We start from the raw sequence: 19287 nt of genomic DNA, 5'->3' as shown, positions 1-19287 counted from the left end.
GGTGCGGGAGGACTAGGGATCCCCGCCGTCGAGGTCGACGCTTTCACGAAGCGCTACTCCGGCCGGACCGCGGTCGGCGACCTGACCTTCAGCGTCGAGCACGGAGAGATCTTCGCGCTGGTCGGTCCGAATGGGGCCGGCAAGACGACCACCCTGGAGACGGTCCAGGGATACCGCCGTCCCGACTCGGGCAGCGTCCGGGTGCTGGGCTGCGACCCGCGGCGTGCCGGGCGCAGGATTCGCGCACAGATAGGCGTCATGCCGCAGGGGGCCGGGTTGTACGCGGGGATTCGTCCGGCCGAGGCTGTGCGCCTGTTCGCCTCCTACTACGCGGCCCCCGAGGAGCCGCTGGCGCTCCTGGAGCGCGCCGGCATCGACCCGTCCTCGAAGACGCCCTGGCGGAGGATGTCCGGGGGCCAGCAGCAGCGGCTGTCCCTGGCACTCGCGCTGGTCGGACGTCCGGACGTGCTGATCCTGGACGAGCCGACGTCCGGACTCGACGTCCAGGCTCGCGCGGCCGCCTGGGACCTCATCCGCGAAAGCCGCGATCGCGGCGCGGCGGTGCTGGTGACCACGCACCTGCTCGAGGAGGCCGAGCGCCATCCGGACCGCATCGGGATCATCAGCCGCGGACGGCTCGTCGCCAGCGGGTCCCCGGCGGAGGTGGCCGCCGCCGCCACACGCAGGCTGGAGTTCACGGCGCGTCCGGGACTGCCCGTGGACCGGATCTCGGCGTCGGCCGGGTCGCCGGTCACCGAGGGACCGCCAGGCCGGTACTCCGTGGCGGCCGAGCCGGACGCGCACCTGGTGGCCCGGCTGACGCAGGCTCTCGCGGACCTTGGCGTGCTCGTGTCGGAGCTGCGAACGTCCGGTTCGCTCGAGGACGTCTTCAACGAAGTGGCGGACCGGTGACGCTTCGCGGCGTGATCGCCCACGCGCGCATGGAGCTGATCCTGACCCTGCGCCGCGGCGAGAGCATGCTCGTGGCGATCGGGATCCCCGCGGGGGTGCTCGCCTTTTTCAGCGTCGTGGACGTGCTGCCGCACGACGGGACGTCTGCGGTGGACGCTCTGGTGCCCAGGGTGCTGGCGCTGTCGGTGATGTCGAGCGCGATGGTGTCCCTCGGCATCGCCACCGGGTTCGAGAGGCAGTCCGGGGTGCTCAAGCGTCTGGGAGCCACGCCGCTCGGGCGGCCGGGTCTGGTGGCGGCGAAGCTGGCGGCCGTCGTCGTGACGCAGGCGCTGCAGGTGGCGGTCGTCCTGGCGACCGCCGTCGCGCTGGGGTGGACCCCGAAGGGCGACCCGGTCGCGATCGCGGGCTGGCTGCTCGCCGGCACCGTCGCCTTCGCCGGCATCGGGCTGGGCCTCGCCGGGCGGCTGCGAGCCGAGACGAACCTGGCGGCATCCAACGCGCTGTTCCTCGTCCTGATGCTGTTCGGCGGGATCGTCGTGCCGGTCCGGCGGCTCCCGGCTCCCATCGCGGCCATGGCGTCGGTCCTGCCCTCGCACCAGCTCGCCGAGAGCCTCCGGGGGGCGGCGCACCTGGGCCTGCTCGCATGGGCGGCAGGTGCCTGCGCGCTGGCGGTACTGGCGTTCCGCTGGGAGTAGCCCCCGGCTAGTCGTCCCAGTCGTCGGGGCTGGGCTCGGGAGGCTTGTCGAAGCCGCCGGTGGCAAATGCGCGGACGGCGAGCAGGACCCCGCCGGCGACCATCATGTAGCCGAGCTGGACGAGATAGTCGCGCAGCGTCACTTCAGCGACAGCAGGTAGGCGGACAGGGCGTCGAGCTCGCGGTCCGAAAGGTGGCCGAAGGAGTGGCCCCCCCGGCCGGTCAGCCGGCCCTTCATCTCGGCGGCCGCGATCCGGTCGCCCACGCGCGACAGGTCGGGTCCGACCCGCTCCGTTCCCGGCACCCCCTGGTCGACGGCCACGTCTCCTCTGCGCTGCCGCTGGCCGTAGATGCGGTCGATTCGGGCGTCGCGCACCTGCTGCGTGTGGCAGTACCAGCACCCCTCCGAGCGGTAGACCCGGGCCCCCCGGGCCTCCAGCGGCGCCGGCCTGCGCCGGTCGGCGGGCCGGCCTCTGGCCTCCGACGCCGGCAGAACCACGGTGACGAAGACCCCCAGCAGCGCGAGCAGAACCGACCCGGCGAGCAGCAGTCCCACTCGTCGCGACGGTCCGAAGCGGCTTCGCGCGCGCATCACACGCCCACCGCGGCCAGGTCCGGGGCGGCCGCGATGCTGAGCGGGTCGCCTTCGCGCGCCGTCCTGAACGCATTCCAGAGCAGCGCCAGCTGCGCCGCCGCCACCACGGCCAGAGCCGCGGCCGCGAGCGCCTGGAACGGCCTCGCCGCCAGTCCCTGCGTGCGTAATGCCGCGGCGAGATCCGACCCGGCGCGTTGCGCGGTCTCCTGCGCGACCCACTGCACGATCCCGGCCCCCATCAGCGCCGCTGCCGCGACCATGCTGCCGGCGACGGTGGCCCAGAAGTGGCCGGCTGCGGCGCGGCGCGAGAACCAGACGCGTCCGACCAGCAGCGGGTAGACGTGGTAGATCAGCGCCAGCCCGAATGAGGTGAAGACGCCGTACCAGGCGAGTACGCGGAGTCCTGACTGCCAACTGGTCATCCCCAGCGACGACGACACCGTGCGAGTCGCCGTGAGAGCCGACAGGGCCACCCAGGCCACCAGCATCACCAGTCCCGTGGCGGCGAACCGCAGGGAGACCGAGTCGGCCAGCGCGTCCCAGCGACCGCGCGCGGTCGCGAACAGGTTCGACGCCGCCGACAGGACCGGGATCAGAAGGACCAGGGTCATCGCCGCCGCGATGGTCTCCACGTAGTCCGGACCCGGCCCCCCGGCCGTGGTGCGCTGGCCGGCCCAGCTGTCGGCGAACATCAGGCTCCAGAAGCCGATGCGCGCAAGCCGCGAAGAATGCAGGGGGTTGCCGGTGACAACTGGGACGACGTAGTAGGCGATGCCGAGTCCGGCCGGGACGAGCCAGAGCAGCTCGAGGCCCGACACGTAGAAGCTGCCGACGATTCGCTCGGCCACGCCGCTGAAGTTCGTGAAGTTACCCGCGGCGAAAACGATCGGCAGCAGGATGCTCGCGGCGACCAGGTGCCACACGGACACGTAAAGCGACTCCTCGCGCCGGCGCACCGCCGTCACGATCGCGTTGAACGCGACCAGCGCCATGAGGGCCAGGAGGGCGAGGTCCACTCCCAGCGGGAACTCCGCGAGCAGCCGTCCCTGGTTGAGCCCCAGCAGCAGGCACGCCACGCCGGCGAGCAGGACCAGGTGCCACACCACGACCACCGTCGCCCCGAGGACCTCGTTGTGGAGCTGGGCTCCCACCGAGCGCGGGACGATAGCGAACACCGCGAGGAATACCACCGAAGCCAGCCAGCCGAAGACGAACACGCTGTCGAAGATCGCGCGCAGGCGGCCGTAGGACATCGCATCCGGGAATGCGTCCGGCGCCAGCAGCGAAGTTTGGGCCAGGGCTCCTGCGCCGGCGGCGATCACCAGCCAGACCAGGGCGGCGATGGCAGCCTGACGTGCCGCCAGGTCCGGCTCTACCTGATAGGTGTCACCAGCACGTACGTCGGCCATGCAGTCTCCCGTACCGTGGTGGCGCTGGGCACAGGATGCGCCAGACCGCGCGGAGTATAGCGCAAGGAATTCGATGCCAATCCACCCGAACACGGCCGTCGCACTGGTCATCGCGGGCCTCTGCCTGGCGGCAGTTGGTCTCCTGCGGCTGACCGGGCCCTGGCTTTCGCGGATGCCCGCCGTCATCGCCGGCATCGCCGTTGGGCTCGGGGCGGCGGTGGCCGCCTCCGGAGTGGTGGCGTCGCGTCCGGCGGTCCCGGCCATTCAGCTGACCGAGCGGGCCACTCCGGCCCCCGCGCCCCTGGCGGCACTTCAGGGGACGGTGCGCACCGCGGCGGGAGCGCCGGTGGCCGCAACGAAGGTCGTGCTTCGCCGATTCGTGCGGACGGAGCCCAACGGGCAGGCCGAGGCGACGACGGGTCCGGCCGGCGAGTTTGCGTTTCCGGGACTGGAGGCGTCGCCTTCGGCGGCCTACCGTGTGGTGACGGACTTCTCCGGCACCACGTTCGGATCCGACGTGATCGTGCTGCCTCCGGTGGGCGAGCCCGACCGCGTCGATCTGGTCGTGGCGGAGACGACGCCGGACGCGGCGGCCCTGTCGGTGCAGGTGGACTCGACGGTGCTGTTCGGCGACGCGAAGGGGGTCCAGGTCCTGCAGGTGCTGGGGGTCAGAAACTCCGGCGACCGGGCCTTCACCGGAGGGCTGCGGCTTCCGCTTCTGCCCGAGGCGCACTCGTTCCAGCCTCGCAAGGGAATCGACAGGACGACCCTGACCTTCGACCACGACGGCCTGATGACCACGGCCCCCGTCCTGCCGGGAGAAACCGAGATCGTCTACATGTACGCGGTGCCGGCCCCCACAAAGCCGCTGCGCCTGGAGCGCTCGGTGTCGCTGCCGACCTCGCGGCTGGAGCTTCTGTGGACCGGGGAGCTGGACGTCCGGTCCCCCGGACTTCGCCCCGAAGGTCCGGTGCGGGTGGGGGGCGAGGCCGGGGGACGCAGGTTCAGCCGGATGCGCAAGTCCGGCGTGAATGCGGACGAGGGCATCCGGGCCACGGTCCGGGCAGGCGCCGGAAGGGACCGGCTCCGGCCGGCCGCGGTCGCCGGCGGCGTTGCCGTTGCCATCGGCGTCCTGCTGTTCCCGCTACTGCGCCGCAGGCGCGGAACTCAGACCGGCCTCGGGCCCGAACCGGCTTGAGCTCCCATCCAGTCTGCGCCACGGGGCTCGTGCGGCGTCACGGGCTGACCTCCGTCCTGCGGGGGCTCGACCTGCACGTAGCGTCCGGGGAACGGATTGCGCTGCTGGGGGACAACGGCTCGGGAAAGACGACGCTGCTGCGCATCCTCGCCGGACTGCTCGTCCCGGACGCGGGCACTGTGTCGGTGTTCGGCTCTGACCCCCGCGACGCCGCCGTCCGGGCGCATGTGGGCTACGCCGGACACGACCCCGGCCTGTACCCGCGGCTGACGGCGCTCGAGAACCTGCGGTTCAGGGCCCGCCTTTACAACCGCGGCGCGCACCGGGCCCGGGATCTTTTGTCCACCGTCGGCATCGACCCGGCCGACCGCCGCCGCGTGGCCACGTACTCCAACGGCATGAAACGGCGTGTGGCCATCGCCTGCGCGCTCCTGCCCGACCCGAAGCTGCTCCTGCTCGACGAGCCGTTCGCAGGGCTCGACGAGCCGGGGGCCGAAGCGCTCGTCTCCGTGCTGGCCGGCCGCGGACCGGCAGTACTGATCGCCACCCATGAACCGGACCGGGTGCGCACGGTCGCAGACCGCCTCCTGACTCTGCGCGGGGGCCTCCTGCATGAGTCGCCGGTCATCCTGGACCGGGTTTCGCCGGCGCACGAGCCGCTGCAGTGACGGGGGCCGGGGCTTGAGCGCGGTCCTGGCGATCCTGTGGAAGGACGCGGTCAGCGAGTCGCGCGGGCTCGAGCGGCTGTCCACTCTGGGGCTGTTCTCGGCCGCCGTCCTGCTGACGCTGAACTTCTCAGTGGACCCCGAGTCGCCGGCGAGGCGCGGTGCCGCCGCGGGGTTTCTGTGGGCCTGCCTGATGCTGGCGGCGATGCTGGAGTTGCGCCGTGGCGTGGAGGCCGAGCGGCGCGACGGAACGCTGGACGCGCTGCGCGCGGCCCCCGTGGACCCCGCTGCCCTGTACCTCGGCAAGCTGCTGTCCGCGCTGGCGGCGCTGGGGCTTCTGTCCTGTGCCGTCGTCCCGCCGGCGGTCCTTCTGGCCACCGGCAGCCTCGCGAGGACACCGGCCGCGATCGGTGTCGTGCTGGCCGGACTGGTGGGGCTTCTCGCTTGGGGGACGCTGCTCGCAGCGGCAACGTCGGGGACCGCATCCGGCGAGCTGGTGCTGCCCGTTCTGCTGTTCCCGCTCGTGGTGCCCCAGACGATCGCTTGCGTGAGGCTGCTCGGCCACATTCTGGGCGCCACCACGCTGGACTCCCCCGCCACCGGACTGCTGATCCTGGGCGCGTTCGACGTCATCGCGCTGGGGACCGGGCTGCTTTTGTTCGACTACGCTGTCCGCGAATGAGCTCGCCGCACACGCCACAGGCGCGGATCCTGCTGCCGGCGGCGCTTCCCGTCCTCGCCGCCGCAGCCATGACCGCCGCCATCGCCCTGATGTTCTTCTACGCCCCGACCGAGGCGTTGCAGGGGCCCGTCCAGCGGATCTTCTACGTGCACGTCCCGGCCGCCTGGGTGGCGTATTTGGCATTCGCGGTCGTGGCACTGTCCAGCCTGCTCGTGCTGGTGACGCGGGAACCCGCCACCACGCAGCGGTGGGACCGTATCGCCGGCGCGGGGGCCGAACTGGGGGTGCTGTTCACGACGATCGTCCTGATCACGGGTCCGATCTGGGGACGCCGGGTGTGGGGCGTGTGGTGGGTGTGGGACGCGCGGCTGACGTCCACGCTCGTGCTATGGACGATCTACGCCGGGTACCTGGTCTTCCGGTCGCTGACTCCGCCCGGCCCCCGCCGCGCCCGGACAAGCGCGGTGATAGGGATCATCGGAGCCATCGACATCCCGGTGGTGCACTTCGCCGTGGTGTGGTGGCGGACGCTGCATCCCCTGCCGACCGTCCTGCGACCGGAGGGACCGCAGCTGCCGCGCTCGATGCTCGTGACGCTGCTGGTCTCGCTGGCCGCGTTCACGCTGCTGTTCTGGACCCTGCTCGTGATGCGCGTCTCGCAGGCCGAGTCGTCCGCGCGGCTGGCGGCGCTCGGCGACTACCCGCCCGGCTCGCAACCCCCTTACGCCGCCCCGCCGGCGCCTGCGTCGGCACTGCCGGTGGAGACGCAGGGTGCCTGATTCCGTCGCCGCGCTCGGCGCTGGCTTCCTTGTGGCGTGGCTGGCGATGTCGGCGTACCTCATCCGGCTGTGGCGTAAGCAGCGCCGGATCTCCGAACGCATAGACGCCCTGGAGCGGGAGCACCCCGGACCCAGCCGGTAGGCTCGACGCGTGACCGGACCCCAGCAAGCAGCCCCCACCCCGGCGGCCGGACCCGATCCGGCGGCCTCGAATGCGCGATCCGCCAGAGCCCGCCGCCTGCGCTGGACCGCCGGCATCGCTCTCATCCTGGCCGGCGTTGGATCTCTCGCCGCCTGGTCGATCGCGTCGCCGGGCGCCGTGTCGTACTTCGTGACCCCCAGCGACCTTCAGTCAAAGCCCGAGCCTGGGTCGCGCTCGCTTCGCCTCGGCGGACGCGTGGCCGGGGGGTCGCTTGACCGCAGCGGCTCGTCCGTGGCGTTCGTCGTCACCGACGGCCGCCACAGCGTCCCCGTCCGCTACCACGGCGAGGTGCCGGACACGCTCAAGGAGTCCACGGACGTCGTCGCCGACGGACGCCTGGACGCCTCGGGCACCCTGGTCGCGAGCCGCATCATGGCCAAGTGCTCCTCGAAGTTCGTCCCTGAGGAGGAGCGCGAGGCCCGCGCCAAGGTGCGGGCCGCCGGCGGCTGACGCCGATGTCCGGACGCTGGCTGATTTTTCTCGGCTGCGGGTTCGCAGCTTTCGCGTCGGTCGCGGCTCCCGCGTCGCTGCGGCGCTCCCCCGCCGGTTGGACGGTGGGACGGCACGAGCTGCTGGACAGCTCCCGCAGGGCGATGGCCGCCTCCGCTGCCTGCTTCACGATCGCCGCCGGACTGCTGTGGTACGCGCTTTTCACGCGCGACTTCTCGCTGGCATACGTCGCCGAGACGACCAGCCGGGCGACGCAGCCGTGGTACACGCTGTCGGCTTTCTGGTCGGGCATGGACGGCTCGCTGCTCCTGTGGTGCTGGATCGCCGCCACGTTCTCGGCCGTATTCGCGGCGCGCCCCTCGGCCCGGAGCTGGCTGCCCTGGGCGCTTCCTGTGCTGGGGGTCACGGTGGTGTTCTTCGGACTGGTCACGGCCATCGGGGAGAACCCGTTCAGGCAGCTGGACGCCACGCTTGCGGACGGACGCGGGCTCAACCCCCTTCTTCAGTCGCCGGGGATGATGATCCATCCGCCGCTCCTCTACGCCGGACTGGTCGGCCTGACGGTCCCTTTCGCCGTGGCCGTCGCCGCGCTCGCGTCCGGACGCACCGGCGGCGACTGGCTGCGGACCGTCCGTACGTGGGCGCTGGTCCCGTGGCTCGCGCTGGGGGCCGGGATGGTCATCGGCGGCGCCTGGGCCTACACGGAGCTGGGCTGGGGCGGCTACTGGGGCTGGGACCCCGTCGAGAACGCGGCCCTGCTGCCGTGGCTGGCGCTCACGGCGTTCCTGCACTCGGCCACCATCCAGGAGCGCCGCGGGATGCTGAAGGTCTGGAACCTGTTCCTGGTCGTCCTGGCAGCGGACCTCGCCGTCTTCGGGACGTTCCTCACCCGGTCCGGACTGCTGTCGTCGGTGCACACGTTCGCCGAGTCGCCGGTCGGACGCTGGTTCTTCCTGTTTCTCGCCCTGCAGACGGCGGCCGGCGCGGTGCTGATCATCTGGCGGCTGCCTTCGCTGCGCTCCGACAACAGGCTCGACGCCCCGCTGTCCAAGGAGTCGCTGTTCCTGGTCAACAACCTGCTGTTCGTCGCGGCGGCATTCGTGATCCTGTGGGGGACGGTCCTGCCGCTGCTCACCGAGGCGGCCACCGGAACCAGGCTGTCCGTCGGGCCCCCGTTCTTCAACCGGGTGATGTCTCCGCTCGGCGCGCTGCTGATGCTGCTGGCGGCGGTCGGTCCGGTCGTGCCGTGGCGGCGCGGGTCGGCGCGCGCCGTGGCGCACCGGATGCGGTTGCCGGCTGCCGTGTCGGCTGTGGGGGGGACCGCCGCGGGGGCTCTGTCGCGCAACGCGCTGTTCGGGCTGCTGTGCGCGCTGGCCGCGCTCGCCGCGGCCTCGGGCGTTCAGGAGCTCGTCCGGGGGGCCGGCCGGCCCGGCGCAGGAAGATCGTGGCGCAACCTCGCGCGCAACCCGCGACGCTACGGCGGCTACTTCGTCCACATCGGGGTGGCCGTGATGTTCGTCGGGTTCGCCGGCAGCCTGATGCGCGCCCAGACCGAGGTCTCGGTGCGGGTCGGGGACCGCTTCGCCTTCGCCGGCTACGACTTCCATTACCGGGACCTGCAGGCCCACCGGGCCCCCGACAAGGACGTGAACCTGGCCGTCCTGGACGTCCACAGGGGCGGACGTCGCGTCGCCACCCTACGACCGCAGCTGAACATCCACGCCAACTTCGACCAGCCTCAGTCGGAGATCGCCATCCGGACGACGCCCGCCGCGGACCTCTACGTGATCCTGGCCGGCACTCTGGACGACGAGGACCGCTCGGTGTTCCGCATCCACCACAACCCCCTGGTGATGTGGGTCTGGGTGGGGACGCTGCTGTCGGTGCTGGGCGGACTGTTCGCGCTGCTCGCCCGGCGTCGCCGTGACCCGTACGCAGGCCGCGCCGCTCAGGCGCCCGTGCGGGCGGCCGCCGAACCCGCCGGAGCCGGACGATGGACCTGATCGCCTTCCTCGCGGTGCTGGCGGCGCTGACCGCGTACGTGGCGGCGCCGCTTTACCGGCCGGCCGTTCAGCCGACGCGGGATCAGGAGCGCGACGAACTGATCCGGACGCGCGACGGCCTGCTGGAGTCGCTTCGGGAGCTGGACCGCGAACTGGCCGAGGGACTGGTCCCGGCCGACGACTACGACACCCAGCGCTCGGACCTGGAGCTGCGGGCGGCGCGCGTGATGCGCCGGCTGGAGGCCGAGTGACGGGCGGTCATCGTCCAAAGACGCTGGTCAAACGTGCGCTTGTGAATTGCTTCACGTTTGTCCGGTGTGGCGGCGTCAGAGTAGACTCAGGCCGATGCTGACGATCCTGTTCGTCACCGTGCTGGCGATCCTCCTGGCCCTGCCGCTGATCCCGATCGCCCGCAGCGAGCGGACCCTGACGTGGACCAGTGCGATCCTTCTCGCCACGCTGATCGGCATCGTGGTCACGCTGTTCATCGCCGAAATCCCCTCCCGGATGCTGTACTGGTTCGACTCCGAGCACACCAAGATCGGCGAGAAGTACACGTTCCTGGGCTTCATGAAGGGCGACGGCTACATGTACGTACGGGACATCGTGGTGAACACGGTCCAGGGGATCTTCTTCTTCGTCATGTGCGCCCTCACCTACGTCTGGGGCCAGCGACAGCGCCGCGCGGGCAGGTTCAAGTCGTGAGTGACGCGCCCGTCCGCGACGCAGGCGAGCACTTCGACATCGCCGTCCTGGATGCCGAGGACATGCAGCGCGCCAAAGGCGCCAAGAAGTACCTCGGCTTCATCCCGGAACTGTGCATCGTCTGCGGGGCCTGCGTCGACCACTGCCCCTGGCACTGCCTGTTCATGGTCGACTCGTCGGCCGTCGAAGGCGAGGCGTCCGCCCTCATCGTCGACGACGCCATCAAGACCGACAAGCCGCGCGTCATCTTCTGGGTTGACGACGTGGAGTGCACGCGGTGCAACATCTGCGTCGAGCGCTGCCCCACGGACGCGATCACGATGGACAAGATCGTGAAGCCCAAGGCCGACTCGCGAAATCGGCACCTCGGCACCACTTAACCGCAAACCGCAAACCGAAGGCGACGAGGAGGGATCGGCGGGTGGCCAAGAGGTTTCGTCCCCGGAAGCCCGACCTGACCCAGGTTCCCGAGAACCTGGACCGCAAGATCCGCGACAGCCAGTTCTGGAAGGCCGTCTTCCGGCCCGGCTCCCCGTTCCGCCGCGGCTACCAGGACAACCCGCGCAACCGCGCGATGGTCATGGTCAACAACATCCTGTACCACCTGCACCCGGTGAAGGTGAAGCGCCACTCCGTGCGCTTCAGCTACACCCTGTGCCTCGGCGGGCTGTCGTTCTTTTTGTTCGTGGTCCTGACGCTCACCGGGATCTTCCTGATGTTCTACTACCGGCCCACCGACCCCCAGGCCTGGCAGGACGTCCGGGACCTGCACACCAACGTCAACCTCGGCCTTCTCATGCGCAACATGCACCGGTGGGGCGCGCACCTGATGGTCTTCACGGTGTTCCTGCACATGGCCCGCGTCTTCTACACGGGCGCGTACAAGCCGCCGCGGGAGTTCAACTGGATCATCGGCGTGATGCTGCTGCTGATCACTCTGCTGTTGTCGTTCACGGGCTACCTGCTGCCCTGGGACCAGCTGGCGCTGTGGGCGGTGACCGTGGGCACCAACCTCGGGGGGTTTGCTCCCCTGATCGGAAAGCAGGTCAACTTCGTGCTGCTCGGAGGGGTCGAAATCTCAGGCAACACCCTGCTGCGCTGGTACGTGCTGCACGTGCTGTTCTTTCCGTTCGTGATCGTGCTTCTGATGTCCGTTCATTTCTGGCGGGTCCGCAAGGACGGGTTCTCGGGACCCCTGTAGGAGGGCGAGATGGCCGACATCGAAGAACTTCCGGTCAAACCGCAGGGAGGCAAGCCGCCCGCGGACCGCCTCCTGGCCGTCGTCCGCCAGGAGGCCATCCAGCGGATGCAGCGCGTTCCGGACGACAAGATCAACGTCTGGCCCCACCTGTTGATGGCCGAGCTCGTCGCCCTGCTGCTCATGTCGGTGCTGCTGTTCGTCCTGTCGGCGGTGGCCGACGTGACCTTCCTCGAGCTTGCCAACCCCAACCAGACCCCCAACCCCTCCAAGGCTCCCTGGTACTTCCTGGGCCTCCAGGAGCTGCTGCGCTACTACCACCCGCAGGTGGCAGGCGTGACGATCCCGCAGTTCACGCTGATCGGACTGGCCGTGGCGCCGTTCATCGACCGCAACCCGTCGGTCCGCCCGCAGGACCGCAAGCTGGCGATCTCGCTGTTCACGCTGTTCATGCTCTACTGGGCGACGCTCACAGTGATCGGGTCGTTCTTCCGGGGGCCCGGGTGGAACTTCACCTACCCCTGGGACGACTGCGGCAACGGGCCCTGTCTGTTCTTCGAGGTCTAGAGGAGACGCCTTGGCGGTCCGCATCGTCGTAGCCCTGGCGGTGGTCCTGGCGGGGATCGGCTTCCTCCTGCTGGCTACCTACGTGATGCGCCGGCGCCCGCGCGAGACCGTTGGTCCCTCGGGCACCCGCGTGGTGAGAGGCGCCGCGGAGACCGCGCCTCCCCCGCCCGCACCGGTGGCGGCGGGGGCCGTCCCGGACTCACCCGAGGTGCAGGTGAACCGCCGGATGTTCCTCAACCGGGTCCTGCTTCTGTCGAGCACTGTCTTCGGGGTCGGCATGGGCGGCGGCTCGCTGGCGATGCTGTGGCCGAACAAGATCGGCGGGTTCGGCTCGGTGATCGACGCGGGCAACCTGGAAGACATCAAAAAGCGCATCGCCGACGAAAAGCAGCCGTACTACAACGCCGAGGGACGGTTCTACCTCGTCGCCTACACTCCGCCCGAGCCCGACGACAACCCCTACGTGGAGGCCGAGTGCACGAAGGAAGGAATCATGGCGCTGTACCAGAAGTGCGCCCACCTCGGCTGCCGCGTCCCGTTTTGCGTGACGTCACAGTGGTTCGAGTGCCCCTGCCACGGCTCGGTGTACAACGGCGCCGGGGAGGTCCAGCCGAACTCGCCGGCCCCGGCGGGCCTGTGGCGGTTCAAGATGACCATCGACGGCGGCCGGGTCCTGGTCGACACGTCGAAGCCGCTCGCGCAGCCGGCAAAGGGGGCCGACACCGTCGTCCAGCCGCCCGCCGGACCACACTGCCTGGCTGCCGGGGGGGGCGGGCACTGATCGTGACCCGCTCCACTACCCGGGCTTCCGCATGACGCCGCAGCGCATAGCCATCCTCGCGGTCGCCGGCACCCTCGGGGTGCTGGTTTTGCTGCTGCTGGTCTACGGGCGGCCGAGGCGCGCGCGCCAGGAGCCGCTGCCGGCCAACTTCTCCCGCGGCGACCCCGACTCGGTCCTCGAGGGGCCAAGGCTGCACAGGATGCTCGTGTGGGGTGTGGCGAGCATGATCTTCTGCGCCGGGTTCCTGGCCGTCTACCTGGCCGTGGAGCCTTTCCGGGAAGCCAGCTACGCCAAGAAGTTCCTGGCCGCTTCCGTCGAGCGCGGGCGGGTGGAGTACAAGCCCGCCACCGACGAGGGGGAGTCCGGGGCCAACTGCGCGTCGTGCCACGGTCCGGATGGAAGCGGCGGTTTCGCGTCCACCAATCCGGAATGGCCGGCGCCCCCGTTGAACAGTGTCTATGGGCGCCTGACGCGCGACCAGGTTCAGTCGATCGTCGAGCGCGGGAGACCGGGCACGCCGATGCCGGCCTGGAGCGTCCGCTTCGGTGGGGGCCTCAACGACCAGAAGATCGACGACGTCCTGAACTACATCGAGAAGATCCAGCTCAAAAAGCTCGACCGCACGAAGTTCGAGATGGCGCGTGAGGAGCGCGACGGGGCCAAGGTCTTCGCGTCCAAGTGCGCCGTGTGCCACGGTCCGGACGCGACCGGCCGGGCGATGGGACGTCCGATCCCGACGTTCTACGCCCCCGACCTGACCACCGAGTTCTACCGTCTGGGAATCCACGTCATGAGGGACCGCGTGGCCCGGCGCCTGCGAATCGAGATGGACCTGGACCCGGGCGACCCGGATCCCGAGCCGGCGGTCGTCGAGGCGGCCCTGGCGCGCACCCCGGCGGCCGAGATTCTGAAGGCGGGCGAAGAGGCGTCCAGGGAGACCGTCAACAACGGCCGTCCGAACACGCCTATGCCGGCGTGGAAGAACCGCCTGCACGTCGAGAACATCGACGCCGTGATGGCATACCTGCGGTCGATCCAGAAGTCCGGGGCGGCTGCGGGAGGAGGCGGACGATGATCGACCATCCGATCGGGGTCATCATCTTCGTGGGCTCCGTGATCATCTTTCACGGCAGCGTCTACGCCTTGGTCGCGCTGAACACCGGCTGGAGGTTCGGCTACTGGCTGACGGGAGCCGCGATGGGAGGACTCGCGGTGTTTTTGTCCATCTTCTGGGTGGTCACCGCACTCGGCCCCCGGGGGCCGGAGCCCCATTGGGTCCCGATAGCGGCGGAGTCCGAGACGATCTCCCAGGCCAAGGTCGACGACCGGACACTAACCGAGCTGTCGTCTTATCCCAGCGGCTCGTGGATGACCAAAAAGAAGAAAGACCCCGACAACGACGCGTTCAAGTCGGCCATCGGCACCTGCCTGACCACCGAGCCGGAGGACCTTGAGGGCGAGCAGCGCGAACTGTGCGAGCACGCGCAGACACTCATCGCGCAGGAGGACTCTCTTCCCAAGGTGGAGGGTGCACGGGTCGCGCCGCTGCAGGAGGTGGACAACATCCGGTTCCAGGAAGAGGACGGGACGATGGTCGCGCAGGGCACCGTCACCACCGTCACCCGCGACCCGCGCCTGACCGGAGATCGGCTCGGCAAAAAACGCATTCCCCTGTCCGACCCGTTCGTCATCGCCGCCTACCGCGACCCGGGAAGCGTCCGGCTGCCGCCGCTCAAGTACCTCATCGGATCGGTCCTGTTCTTCGCGATCCACCTGCTGGGCCTGTCCAGGGCCGAGCGCCGCAGGCTCAGCCCTGTGGCGGCCTGAGCTCACTCGCCCGCTGGATCTCCGACAGCAGAGCCACCACGTCCCGCGGCGAGTCCACGGCCAGGTCCGCGGCCTCGCGCAGTGCGTCCGGCGACTCCGGGGTCGCCACCGCCACCAGCAGCGAACGCACAGGCAGCGTGCGCAGGTGCCGGAACGCCTCGAGGTCGCCGAGGTCGTCGCCGGCGAACAGGACTGTCCCAAGACCGTGCTCGGCGATCAGGTCGGATATGACGCCGCCCTTGCCCGGACCGGGCAGAGCCATCTCCAGGACCATCCGCCCCGGGCGCAGGATCATTCCGTGCCGCGGCGCCACCTCCTCGGCGACCCGCCGTGCGGCCTCGGCCGAGTCCGGGTCCAGCCTCCAGTGGATAGCGGCCCCCAGCGGCTTGCGCTCCACCTTGACCCCCGGAAGGTGGGCCAGCAGCTCCACAGCCTCCGACGCTGCATCTATGGCCTCCTGCTCGACATACCGCCGTTCGCGGTCGGAACGCTGGAGGCCGTGGGAGCCCGACAGCAAGACGCCCTCCGGATTGAAGTTGTCCAGCAGGTGGGTGATCGAACGTCCCGACACCACGGCGACCACGGCAAAGCGGCGTGCGAGGTCCTCGAGCAGCAGCCAGGCGCCGTCCACGCCACGGGCCAGGAACGGGTCGTCCACGATCTCGGCAAGGGTGCCGTCGAAATCGCTGAAGATGCCGGTGGCCGCCGGCTGCTCACACACCGCCGCCACCAGCTCGTCACGGGTCATGTGGCGAGGCTATCTGTAACGTCGGGGTGCCGATGACAAGGCTGCTGGCGGTCCTTTTGCTCCTGTGCACGCTCGTCGCCTGCCGCGACGACCGCGTGACGCTGCGGCGCGGTCCGATCGGGCCGGCCGAGTACGACGTCCGGACGAAAGTGGGCGGGTCCTCGGCACTGGGGCGCGAGGCGCTGGACGCCGTGCTGCGCGTGACCGACTCCGACTACGGCGCGACGCTGCGGCTGGAGGTGGGCGACGGTCCGGCGATCGTGGCCGAGCTCGTCCGCGACTCCACCGGAAAGCTCGCTCTGGACACGGTGCAGGGGGTGTCGCCGCGCAGCGCCGGGGAAGCCGACCTCGCCTCGATCGTCCAGCAGCTGGACCCGCCGCTTGCTCCCCGGCCGGTGCGGCTTCGGGAGCGGTGGTCGTCCACCCGCCGCATCGACACCGAGACGATCACCGCCCGGCTCACGTCCCGGCTGCGAATCTCCCGGTTCGTGCGGTCCGGGGGCCACGACGCGGCCGAGCTCGTCGGGATCGTGTCCGGCACCCTGAACACCACAGGTCCCTCCGGGACGTTCGCCGGACGCGTGTCCGGACGCACGACCATCGCCTGGCAGCTGGAGCCGGGGCGGGTGGGGTCCAGTCACACGTCGCTGACGTGGACGATCCGCGACGTGGGCCGCGTCGTCCTTCAGACCTCCGTCACCCCCGCCTAGGGGTACAGGCCGCGCAGGCGCATCGCCTCCGCGACCCGCTCGATGGCCAGCCACATGGCGGCCTGGCGCAGGTTGTGCCCGTCGGAGCGGACCCAGGTGGCGTTGAAGGCACGGTCGATCATCGTCCTCAAGCGCGCTCCCACCTCCTCTTCGGACCAGAACATCCCCTGTAGGCCCTGCACCCATTCGAAGTACGACACGGTTACGCCGCCCGCATTGGCCAGGATGTCGGGGACGATGCACACGCCCTCGGACGCCAGGTGCTCGTCGGCCTCCGGCGTCAGCGGGCCGTTCGCCGCCTCCACGATCAGCCGGGCGAGGACCTTCGGGGCGTTGTCCGCGTGGATGACCCGCTCCATGGAGGCCGGGATGAGGATGTCGCACGCGACCTCCAGCACCTTTGCGCCTTCGATGGGCTCGGTCCCCGGTGCCCCGGCCACCGTCCGCGCCTCGAGGAAGTGCCGGCTGAGCAGGGCGTCGTCGATGCCCGATGGCGAGTAGATCCCGCCGCCCGCATCGGCGACGGCAATCACACGCACACCGAGCTGGTTCAGCAAACGGACGAGGTACGAGCCGACCTTCCCGTATCCGTGGACCGCTGCCGTCAGCCCCTCGGTGTCCCAGGACAGCGAGCGCAGCGCCGCCTCCAGGACAAACGACACGCCGACCGAGGTCCCGGAAGCCCGGCCCGCGGACCCGCCGACCAGAAGCGGCTTGCCGGTAACGGCGCCGAGGACGGGATGTCCGGCCTTCATCGAGATCGTGTCCATGAACCACGCCATCACCCGCTCGTCGGTGCCCACATCGGGGGCCGGGATGTCGACCTCGGGCCCCGTGATGGGCGCCACCTCGCTTGCGTACCGGCGGGTGACCCCTTCCAGCTCCCGGACCGAAAGCTTCGTCGGGTCGCAGATGACGCCGCCCTTGGCGCCGCCGAAGGGAAGGTCCACCACCGCGCACTTCCACGTCATCCACATCGCCAGCGCCTTGAGCTCGTCGATGTCGACATCGGGGTGGTAGCGCAGGCCGCCCTTGGCCGGACCCCGCGCCAAGCTGTGCTGCACCCTGAAGCCCTGGAAGACCCGCACCTCTCCGGAGTCCATCCGGACCGGACACGAAGCCTCGAGCGTGCGCTTCGGGTGGCGCAGCAGCTCGTGGACGTTGGGGTCCAGGCCTATGGCCTCGACGGCCGAGTCCAGCTGGGCCAGGGCCTGCTTCCAAAGTTTCGAGCCGACTGACATCAACACCAGTATCTCCCCGTGGTCCCGGCCGGCGAAAGCGAAAGGGCGCCCTCCGGATTCGGGGGCGCCCTTTCGGCGGGGGTACGGGTCCGGACTAGGCGGGGAACTTGTCCGGGAACTGCTTCGCGATTGCGGCTGACAAGGCGGCTCCTAGCCCGTCCATGTGCAGGTACGCCTCACGCAGGGACGAGAACGCCTTGGGGTAGTCCTTGGCGGCGAGGGCGTCGACGGCTTCCTTCAGTCCGAGGACGTGCTCCTTGACGCCGGCGGCGAGGGTGTCCTTGTTCAGGTTGGGGTTGGCGCCGGCGAAAAAGGCTCCGACGTCCACGGTGTACTTCGTCAGGTTCTGGACTTCCTTGTCCTGAGCGGCCTGATCGCCGGAGCCCTTTGCTCCTGCGTAGCGGACGAACATGTCTATGTGGCTCTGCCACAGGCCCTTGAAAGGGGTCTTGGCCTGCGGGTACACCGAGGCGACCGAGTTGGTGAGGTCGTCGGTGTTGCCGTTGAGGGCAGCCGCCGCGGCCGATGCGGCCTTGGTGTCGCCTGCCAGAGCATTGCCGGTCGCCGCGGCGGCCAGCGCCACGTGCTCACCGAACTGCTGGGTGAGCGTGGTGTGGAGAGCCGCCTTCTTTGAGTCGGCGGCGCCCGAGAACTTCGTCGGGAACTGCTTGGCGATCGCGCCGGCGAGTGCGCCGCCGATCATGTCCATGTGGTGGTAGCCGTCACGGATCTTCGTGTAAGCGCCAGTGAAGTCCTTTGCCGCCTGCGCGTCGACGACGCCCTTGAGGTCAAGCACGTGATCCTTCACCAGTGCGGTGACCGCGTCCTTCGGCAGGTTCGGGTTCGCGCCTGAGAAGAACACGCCCACGTCATTGGCGTACTGGGTCAGCTTCGTCACCTCGACACCCTGTGCCGCCTTGTCACCCTTTGCCGTGGCCTGGGTGTAGCGGACGAACATGTCGATGTGGCTCTGCCACAGGCCCTTGAAGGGGTCCTTGCCCTTGGGGTACACGGAGCCGACCGCATCGGTGAGGTCGGACGTGTTGTTGCCGAGCTCCGCGGCCGCGGCCTCAAAGGCCTTGGTGTTGCCGCCGAGAGCGGAGCCGGTCGCGAACGACGCGAGCGTCACGTGCTCGCCGAGAAGCTGCGTGAGCCTTACGTGCAGGCCCTCAGCCGTACCGGCGTCCTTCGAGTCACTGTGCCCGGAGGCCTCGGGAGCTTCGCCCGCCGACTCCTCAGACTTGTCGCCGCTCGAACCGCAGGCGGCGCCGAAAAGACTCATTGCCACCGCTGCTACTGCCAACTTCCTCCACTGCTTGCTCATGCCGTTTCCCTTCGTCGAATGGTCGTTACCTGGTGGTGCCGCGATCCAGAGCTAAGTGACCTTCACTTCGCCCTTCATCGCCAGCTTGTGCTTGGTGCAGAAGTACTGGAAGGTCCCGGCCTCCTCGAAAACTTTCTTGAAGGTCGTTCCCTTGCCGTCCAGCTGCCCGTCGAAGTTCTCCGCTTCGGGGGCCTCGTTGGTCCCGGCCGTGACCGTGTGCAAGATGTCGTCGCTATTGCTCCAGCTGACTTCTGTGCCTGCCTTCACCGTCAGCACCGCGGGGTCGTATGCGAACCCCGAGATGGTGACCTTGCCTTCGCCGCCGCCCTGCTGGCCGCTCTGCATGCCTGAGCCTGAGCCGGTGCTTTCCCCGTCTCCTACCGTCGGCTGCTGCGACCCGCCGCCGCAGCCTGCCCCGAGAAGGGACACGCAGATGGCGGTGAGGGTGACTGCCCGTCGGATCCGTCGATTGTTCACGTGGGGTATTCGGGCCCCGGCGCCGGCCGGATGGGTCCGGCGCGTTTTCGTCTACGCGCCCTGAAGGATGGGCGTCGACGAAGGAGCCTTGGAACCGCCTTCCGGCTCGACGGTCACCGC

The 19287-nt window shown here is 69.8% G+C and carries 25 protein-coding genes; 18 read left to right on the top strand and 7 right to left on the bottom strand.

What is annotated here, in order from left to right:
* Window positions 1–912 (top strand): ABC transporter ATP-binding protein (locus VNE62_08030; protein HVE92232.1); only part of this gene is annotated, 912 nt, incomplete at its 5' end.
* Complete coding sequence (locus tag VNE62_08025) at window positions 909–1607, top strand: ABC transporter permease (GenBank protein HVE92231.1); 699 nt, start codon at window positions 909–911, stop codon at window positions 1605–1607. The genes VNE62_08030 and VNE62_08025, both read left to right, overlap by 4 nt.
* Window positions 1608–1614: 7 nt before the next feature.
* Here VNE62_08025 and VNE62_08020 read toward each other — a convergent pair whose 3' ends face one another.
* Genes VNE62_08020 through VNE62_08010 form a run of 3 tightly spaced genes read right to left on the bottom strand, consistent with a single transcriptional unit; the run spans window position 1615 to window position 3610 of the window.
* Window positions 1615–1749 (bottom strand): hypothetical protein, encoded by a 135-nt coding sequence (locus VNE62_08020; protein ID HVE92230.1) that lies wholly within the window; start codon window positions 1747–1749, stop codon window positions 1615–1617.
* Window positions 1746–2198: a cbb3-type cytochrome c oxidase subunit II gene (locus VNE62_08015; protein ID HVE92229.1), complete on the bottom strand. Its 453-nt coding sequence runs from the start codon at window positions 2196–2198 to the stop codon at window positions 1746–1748. Before VNE62_08015 ends, VNE62_08020 begins: the two co-directional genes overlap by 4 nt.
* Window positions 2198–3610: a cbb3-type cytochrome c oxidase subunit I gene (locus VNE62_08010; protein ID HVE92228.1), complete on the bottom strand. Its 1413-nt coding sequence runs from the start codon at window positions 3608–3610 to the stop codon at window positions 2198–2200. Before VNE62_08010 ends, VNE62_08015 begins: the two co-directional genes overlap by 1 nt.
* Window positions 3611–3683: 73 nt before the next feature.
* Here VNE62_08010 and VNE62_08005 point away from each other — a divergent pair, with 73 nt between their 5' ends.
* The 15 genes from VNE62_08005 to VNE62_07935 all read left to right on the top strand — a co-directional run bounded on the left by VNE62_08005 (window position 3684) and on the right by VNE62_07935 (window position 14667).
* On the top strand, window positions 3684–4808 hold the full coding sequence (locus VNE62_08005) for a carboxypeptidase-like regulatory domain-containing protein (GenBank protein HVE92227.1): 1125 nt from the start codon (window positions 3684–3686) through the stop codon (window positions 4806–4808).
* Between the two features lie 29 nt (window positions 4809–4837).
* Window positions 4838–5476, top strand: a complete 639-nt coding sequence (ccmA, locus tag VNE62_08000; protein ID HVE92226.1) for a heme ABC exporter ATP-binding protein CcmA — start codon at window positions 4838–4840, stop codon at window positions 5474–5476.
* Window positions 5477–5489: 13 nt separating this feature from the next.
* Window positions 5490–6155, top strand: a complete 666-nt coding sequence (locus tag VNE62_07995) for a heme exporter protein CcmB (protein ID HVE92225.1) — start codon at window positions 5490–5492, stop codon at window positions 6153–6155.
* Complete coding sequence (gene ccsA / locus VNE62_07990; protein HVE92224.1) at window positions 6152–6934, top strand: cytochrome c biogenesis protein CcsA; 783 nt, start codon at window positions 6152–6154, stop codon at window positions 6932–6934. Before VNE62_07995 ends, ccsA begins: the two co-directional genes overlap by 4 nt.
* A complete protein-coding gene (locus VNE62_07985; GenBank protein ID HVE92223.1) occupies window positions 6927–7076 on the top strand; it encodes a LapA family protein in 150 nt (49 codons plus the stop codon). Before ccsA ends, VNE62_07985 begins: the two co-directional genes overlap by 8 nt.
* A 9-nt stretch (window positions 7077–7085) precedes the next feature.
* Window positions 7086–7586, top strand: a complete 501-nt coding sequence (locus VNE62_07980) for a cytochrome c maturation protein CcmE (GenBank protein ID HVE92222.1) — start codon at window positions 7086–7088, stop codon at window positions 7584–7586.
* A 5-nt stretch (window positions 7587–7591) separates the two neighbouring features.
* Window positions 7592–9589, top strand: coding sequence for a heme lyase CcmF/NrfE family subunit (locus tag VNE62_07975; protein ID HVE92221.1), 1998 nt, complete (start codon window positions 7592–7594; stop codon window positions 9587–9589).
* Window positions 9580–9840, top strand: coding sequence for a hypothetical protein (locus VNE62_07970; GenBank protein HVE92220.1), 261 nt, complete (start codon window positions 9580–9582; stop codon window positions 9838–9840). The genes VNE62_07975 and VNE62_07970 overlap by 10 nt, the downstream gene beginning before the upstream one ends.
* A 94-nt stretch (window positions 9841–9934) precedes the next feature.
* A complete protein-coding gene (locus tag VNE62_07965; GenBank protein HVE92219.1) occupies window positions 9935–10294 on the top strand; it encodes a hypothetical protein in 360 nt (119 codons plus the stop codon).
* Window positions 10291–10674 carry a 4Fe-4S dicluster domain-containing protein gene (locus tag VNE62_07960; GenBank protein ID HVE92218.1) on the top strand — a complete coding sequence of 128 codons (384 nt, stop codon included), beginning with the start codon at window positions 10291–10293 and terminating at the stop codon, window positions 10672–10674. Before VNE62_07965 ends, VNE62_07960 begins: the two co-directional genes overlap by 4 nt.
* A 41-nt stretch (window positions 10675–10715) precedes the next feature.
* Window positions 10716–11495, top strand: a complete 780-nt coding sequence (gene extP / locus VNE62_07955) for a selenite/tellurite reduction operon b-type cytochrome ExtP (protein ID HVE92217.1) — start codon at window positions 10716–10718, stop codon at window positions 11493–11495.
* Window positions 11496–11504: 9 nt separating this feature from the next.
* Entirely contained in the window at window positions 11505–12059 is a 555-nt protein-coding gene (locus tag VNE62_07950) for a hypothetical protein (GenBank protein HVE92216.1), read from the top strand.
* A gap of 10 nt (window positions 12060–12069) precedes the next feature.
* A complete protein-coding gene (locus VNE62_07945) occupies window positions 12070–12840 on the top strand; it encodes a Rieske 2Fe-2S domain-containing protein (GenBank protein ID HVE92215.1) in 771 nt (256 codons plus the stop codon).
* A gap of 31 nt (window positions 12841–12871) precedes the next feature.
* Window positions 12872–13915, top strand: a complete 1044-nt coding sequence (locus VNE62_07940; GenBank protein HVE92214.1) for a c-type cytochrome — start codon at window positions 12872–12874, stop codon at window positions 13913–13915.
* Window positions 13912–14667, top strand: coding sequence for a hypothetical protein (locus VNE62_07935; protein ID HVE92213.1), 756 nt, complete (start codon window positions 13912–13914; stop codon window positions 14665–14667). Before VNE62_07940 ends, VNE62_07935 begins: the two co-directional genes overlap by 4 nt.
* Here the strand turns inward: VNE62_07935 and otsB are convergent.
* Entirely contained in the window at window positions 14648–15415 is a 768-nt protein-coding gene (gene otsB / locus VNE62_07930) for a trehalose-phosphatase (protein HVE92212.1), read from the bottom strand. The genes VNE62_07935 and otsB overlap by 20 nt on opposite strands.
* A gap of 32 nt (window positions 15416–15447) precedes the next feature.
* Between otsB and VNE62_07925 the strand changes: the two genes are divergently transcribed.
* A complete protein-coding gene (locus VNE62_07925) occupies window positions 15448–16125 on the top strand; it encodes a hypothetical protein (protein HVE92211.1) in 678 nt (225 codons plus the stop codon).
* Here the strand turns inward: VNE62_07925 and VNE62_07920 are convergent.
* The 3 genes from VNE62_07920 to VNE62_07910 all read right to left on the bottom strand — a co-directional run bounded on the left by VNE62_07920 (window position 16122) and on the right by VNE62_07910 (window position 19035).
* Window positions 16122–17366, bottom strand: a complete 1245-nt coding sequence (locus VNE62_07920; protein ID HVE92210.1) for a Glu/Leu/Phe/Val dehydrogenase — start codon at window positions 17364–17366, stop codon at window positions 16122–16124. The two genes, VNE62_07925 and VNE62_07920, sit on opposite strands and share 4 nt — an antisense overlap.
* 94 nt (window positions 17367–17460) lie before the next feature.
* Window positions 17461–18654, bottom strand: a complete 1194-nt coding sequence (locus VNE62_07915; protein HVE92209.1) for a hypothetical protein — start codon at window positions 18652–18654, stop codon at window positions 17461–17463.
* A gap of 87 nt (window positions 18655–18741) precedes the next feature.
* Window positions 18742–19035, bottom strand: a complete 294-nt coding sequence (locus VNE62_07910; GenBank protein HVE92208.1) for a plastocyanin/azurin family copper-binding protein — start codon at window positions 19033–19035, stop codon at window positions 18742–18744.
* Window positions 19036–19287 lie beyond the last annotated feature (252 nt).

The organism is Actinomycetota bacterium (genome assembly GCA_035536535.1).
In the GTDB taxonomy this organism is placed as follows: domain Bacteria; phylum Actinomycetota; class JAICYB01; order JAICYB01; family JAICYB01; genus DATLNZ01.
Note: the sequence above shows the minus strand (reverse complement) of the source record. Positions and strands in the feature narration are given on the sequence as shown.

What these genes read in the sequence shown, in the direction of transcription:
- VNE62_07975 (HVE92221.1), top strand. Translation starts at nt 7,592, where the DNA reads ATGTCCGGACGCTGGCTGATTTTTCTCGGCTGCGGGTTCGCAGCTTTC.
- VNE62_07920 (HVE92210.1), bottom strand. Translation starts at nt 17,366, where the DNA reads ATGTCAGTCGGCTCGAAACTTTGGAAGCAGGCCCTGGCCCAGCTGGAC.
- VNE62_08015 (HVE92229.1), bottom strand. Translation starts at nt 2,198, where the DNA reads ATGCGCGCGCGAAGCCGCTTCGGACCGTCGCGACGAGTGGGACTGCTG.
- VNE62_07925 (HVE92211.1), top strand. Translation starts at nt 15,448, where the DNA reads ATGACAAGGCTGCTGGCGGTCCTTTTGCTCCTGTGCACGCTCGTCGCC.
- otsB (HVE92212.1), bottom strand. Translation starts at nt 15,415, where the DNA reads ATGACCCGTGACGAGCTGGTGGCGGCGGTGTGTGAGCAGCCGGCGGCC.
- VNE62_07940 (HVE92214.1), top strand. Translation starts at nt 12,872, where the DNA reads ATGACGCCGCAGCGCATAGCCATCCTCGCGGTCGCCGGCACCCTCGGG.
- VNE62_08010 (HVE92228.1), bottom strand. Translation starts at nt 3,610, where the DNA reads ATGGCCGACGTACGTGCTGGTGACACCTATCAGGTAGAGCCGGACCTG.
- VNE62_07970 (HVE92220.1), top strand. Translation starts at nt 9,580, where the DNA reads ATGGACCTGATCGCCTTCCTCGCGGTGCTGGCGGCGCTGACCGCGTAC.
- VNE62_07935 (HVE92213.1), top strand. Translation starts at nt 13,912, where the DNA reads ATGATCGACCATCCGATCGGGGTCATCATCTTCGTGGGCTCCGTGATC.
- VNE62_08005 (HVE92227.1), top strand. Translation starts at nt 3,684, where the DNA reads ATGCCAATCCACCCGAACACGGCCGTCGCACTGGTCATCGCGGGCCTC.
- VNE62_07910 (HVE92208.1), bottom strand. Translation starts at nt 19,035, where the DNA reads ATGCAGAGCGGCCAGCAGGGCGGCGGCGAAGGCAAGGTCACCATCTCG.
- VNE62_07965 (HVE92219.1), top strand. Translation starts at nt 9,935, where the DNA reads ATGCTGACGATCCTGTTCGTCACCGTGCTGGCGATCCTCCTGGCCCTG.
- ccsA (HVE92224.1), top strand. Translation starts at nt 6,152, where the DNA reads ATGAGCTCGCCGCACACGCCACAGGCGCGGATCCTGCTGCCGGCGGCG.
- VNE62_07950 (HVE92216.1), top strand. Translation starts at nt 11,505, where the DNA reads ATGGCCGACATCGAAGAACTTCCGGTCAAACCGCAGGGAGGCAAGCCG.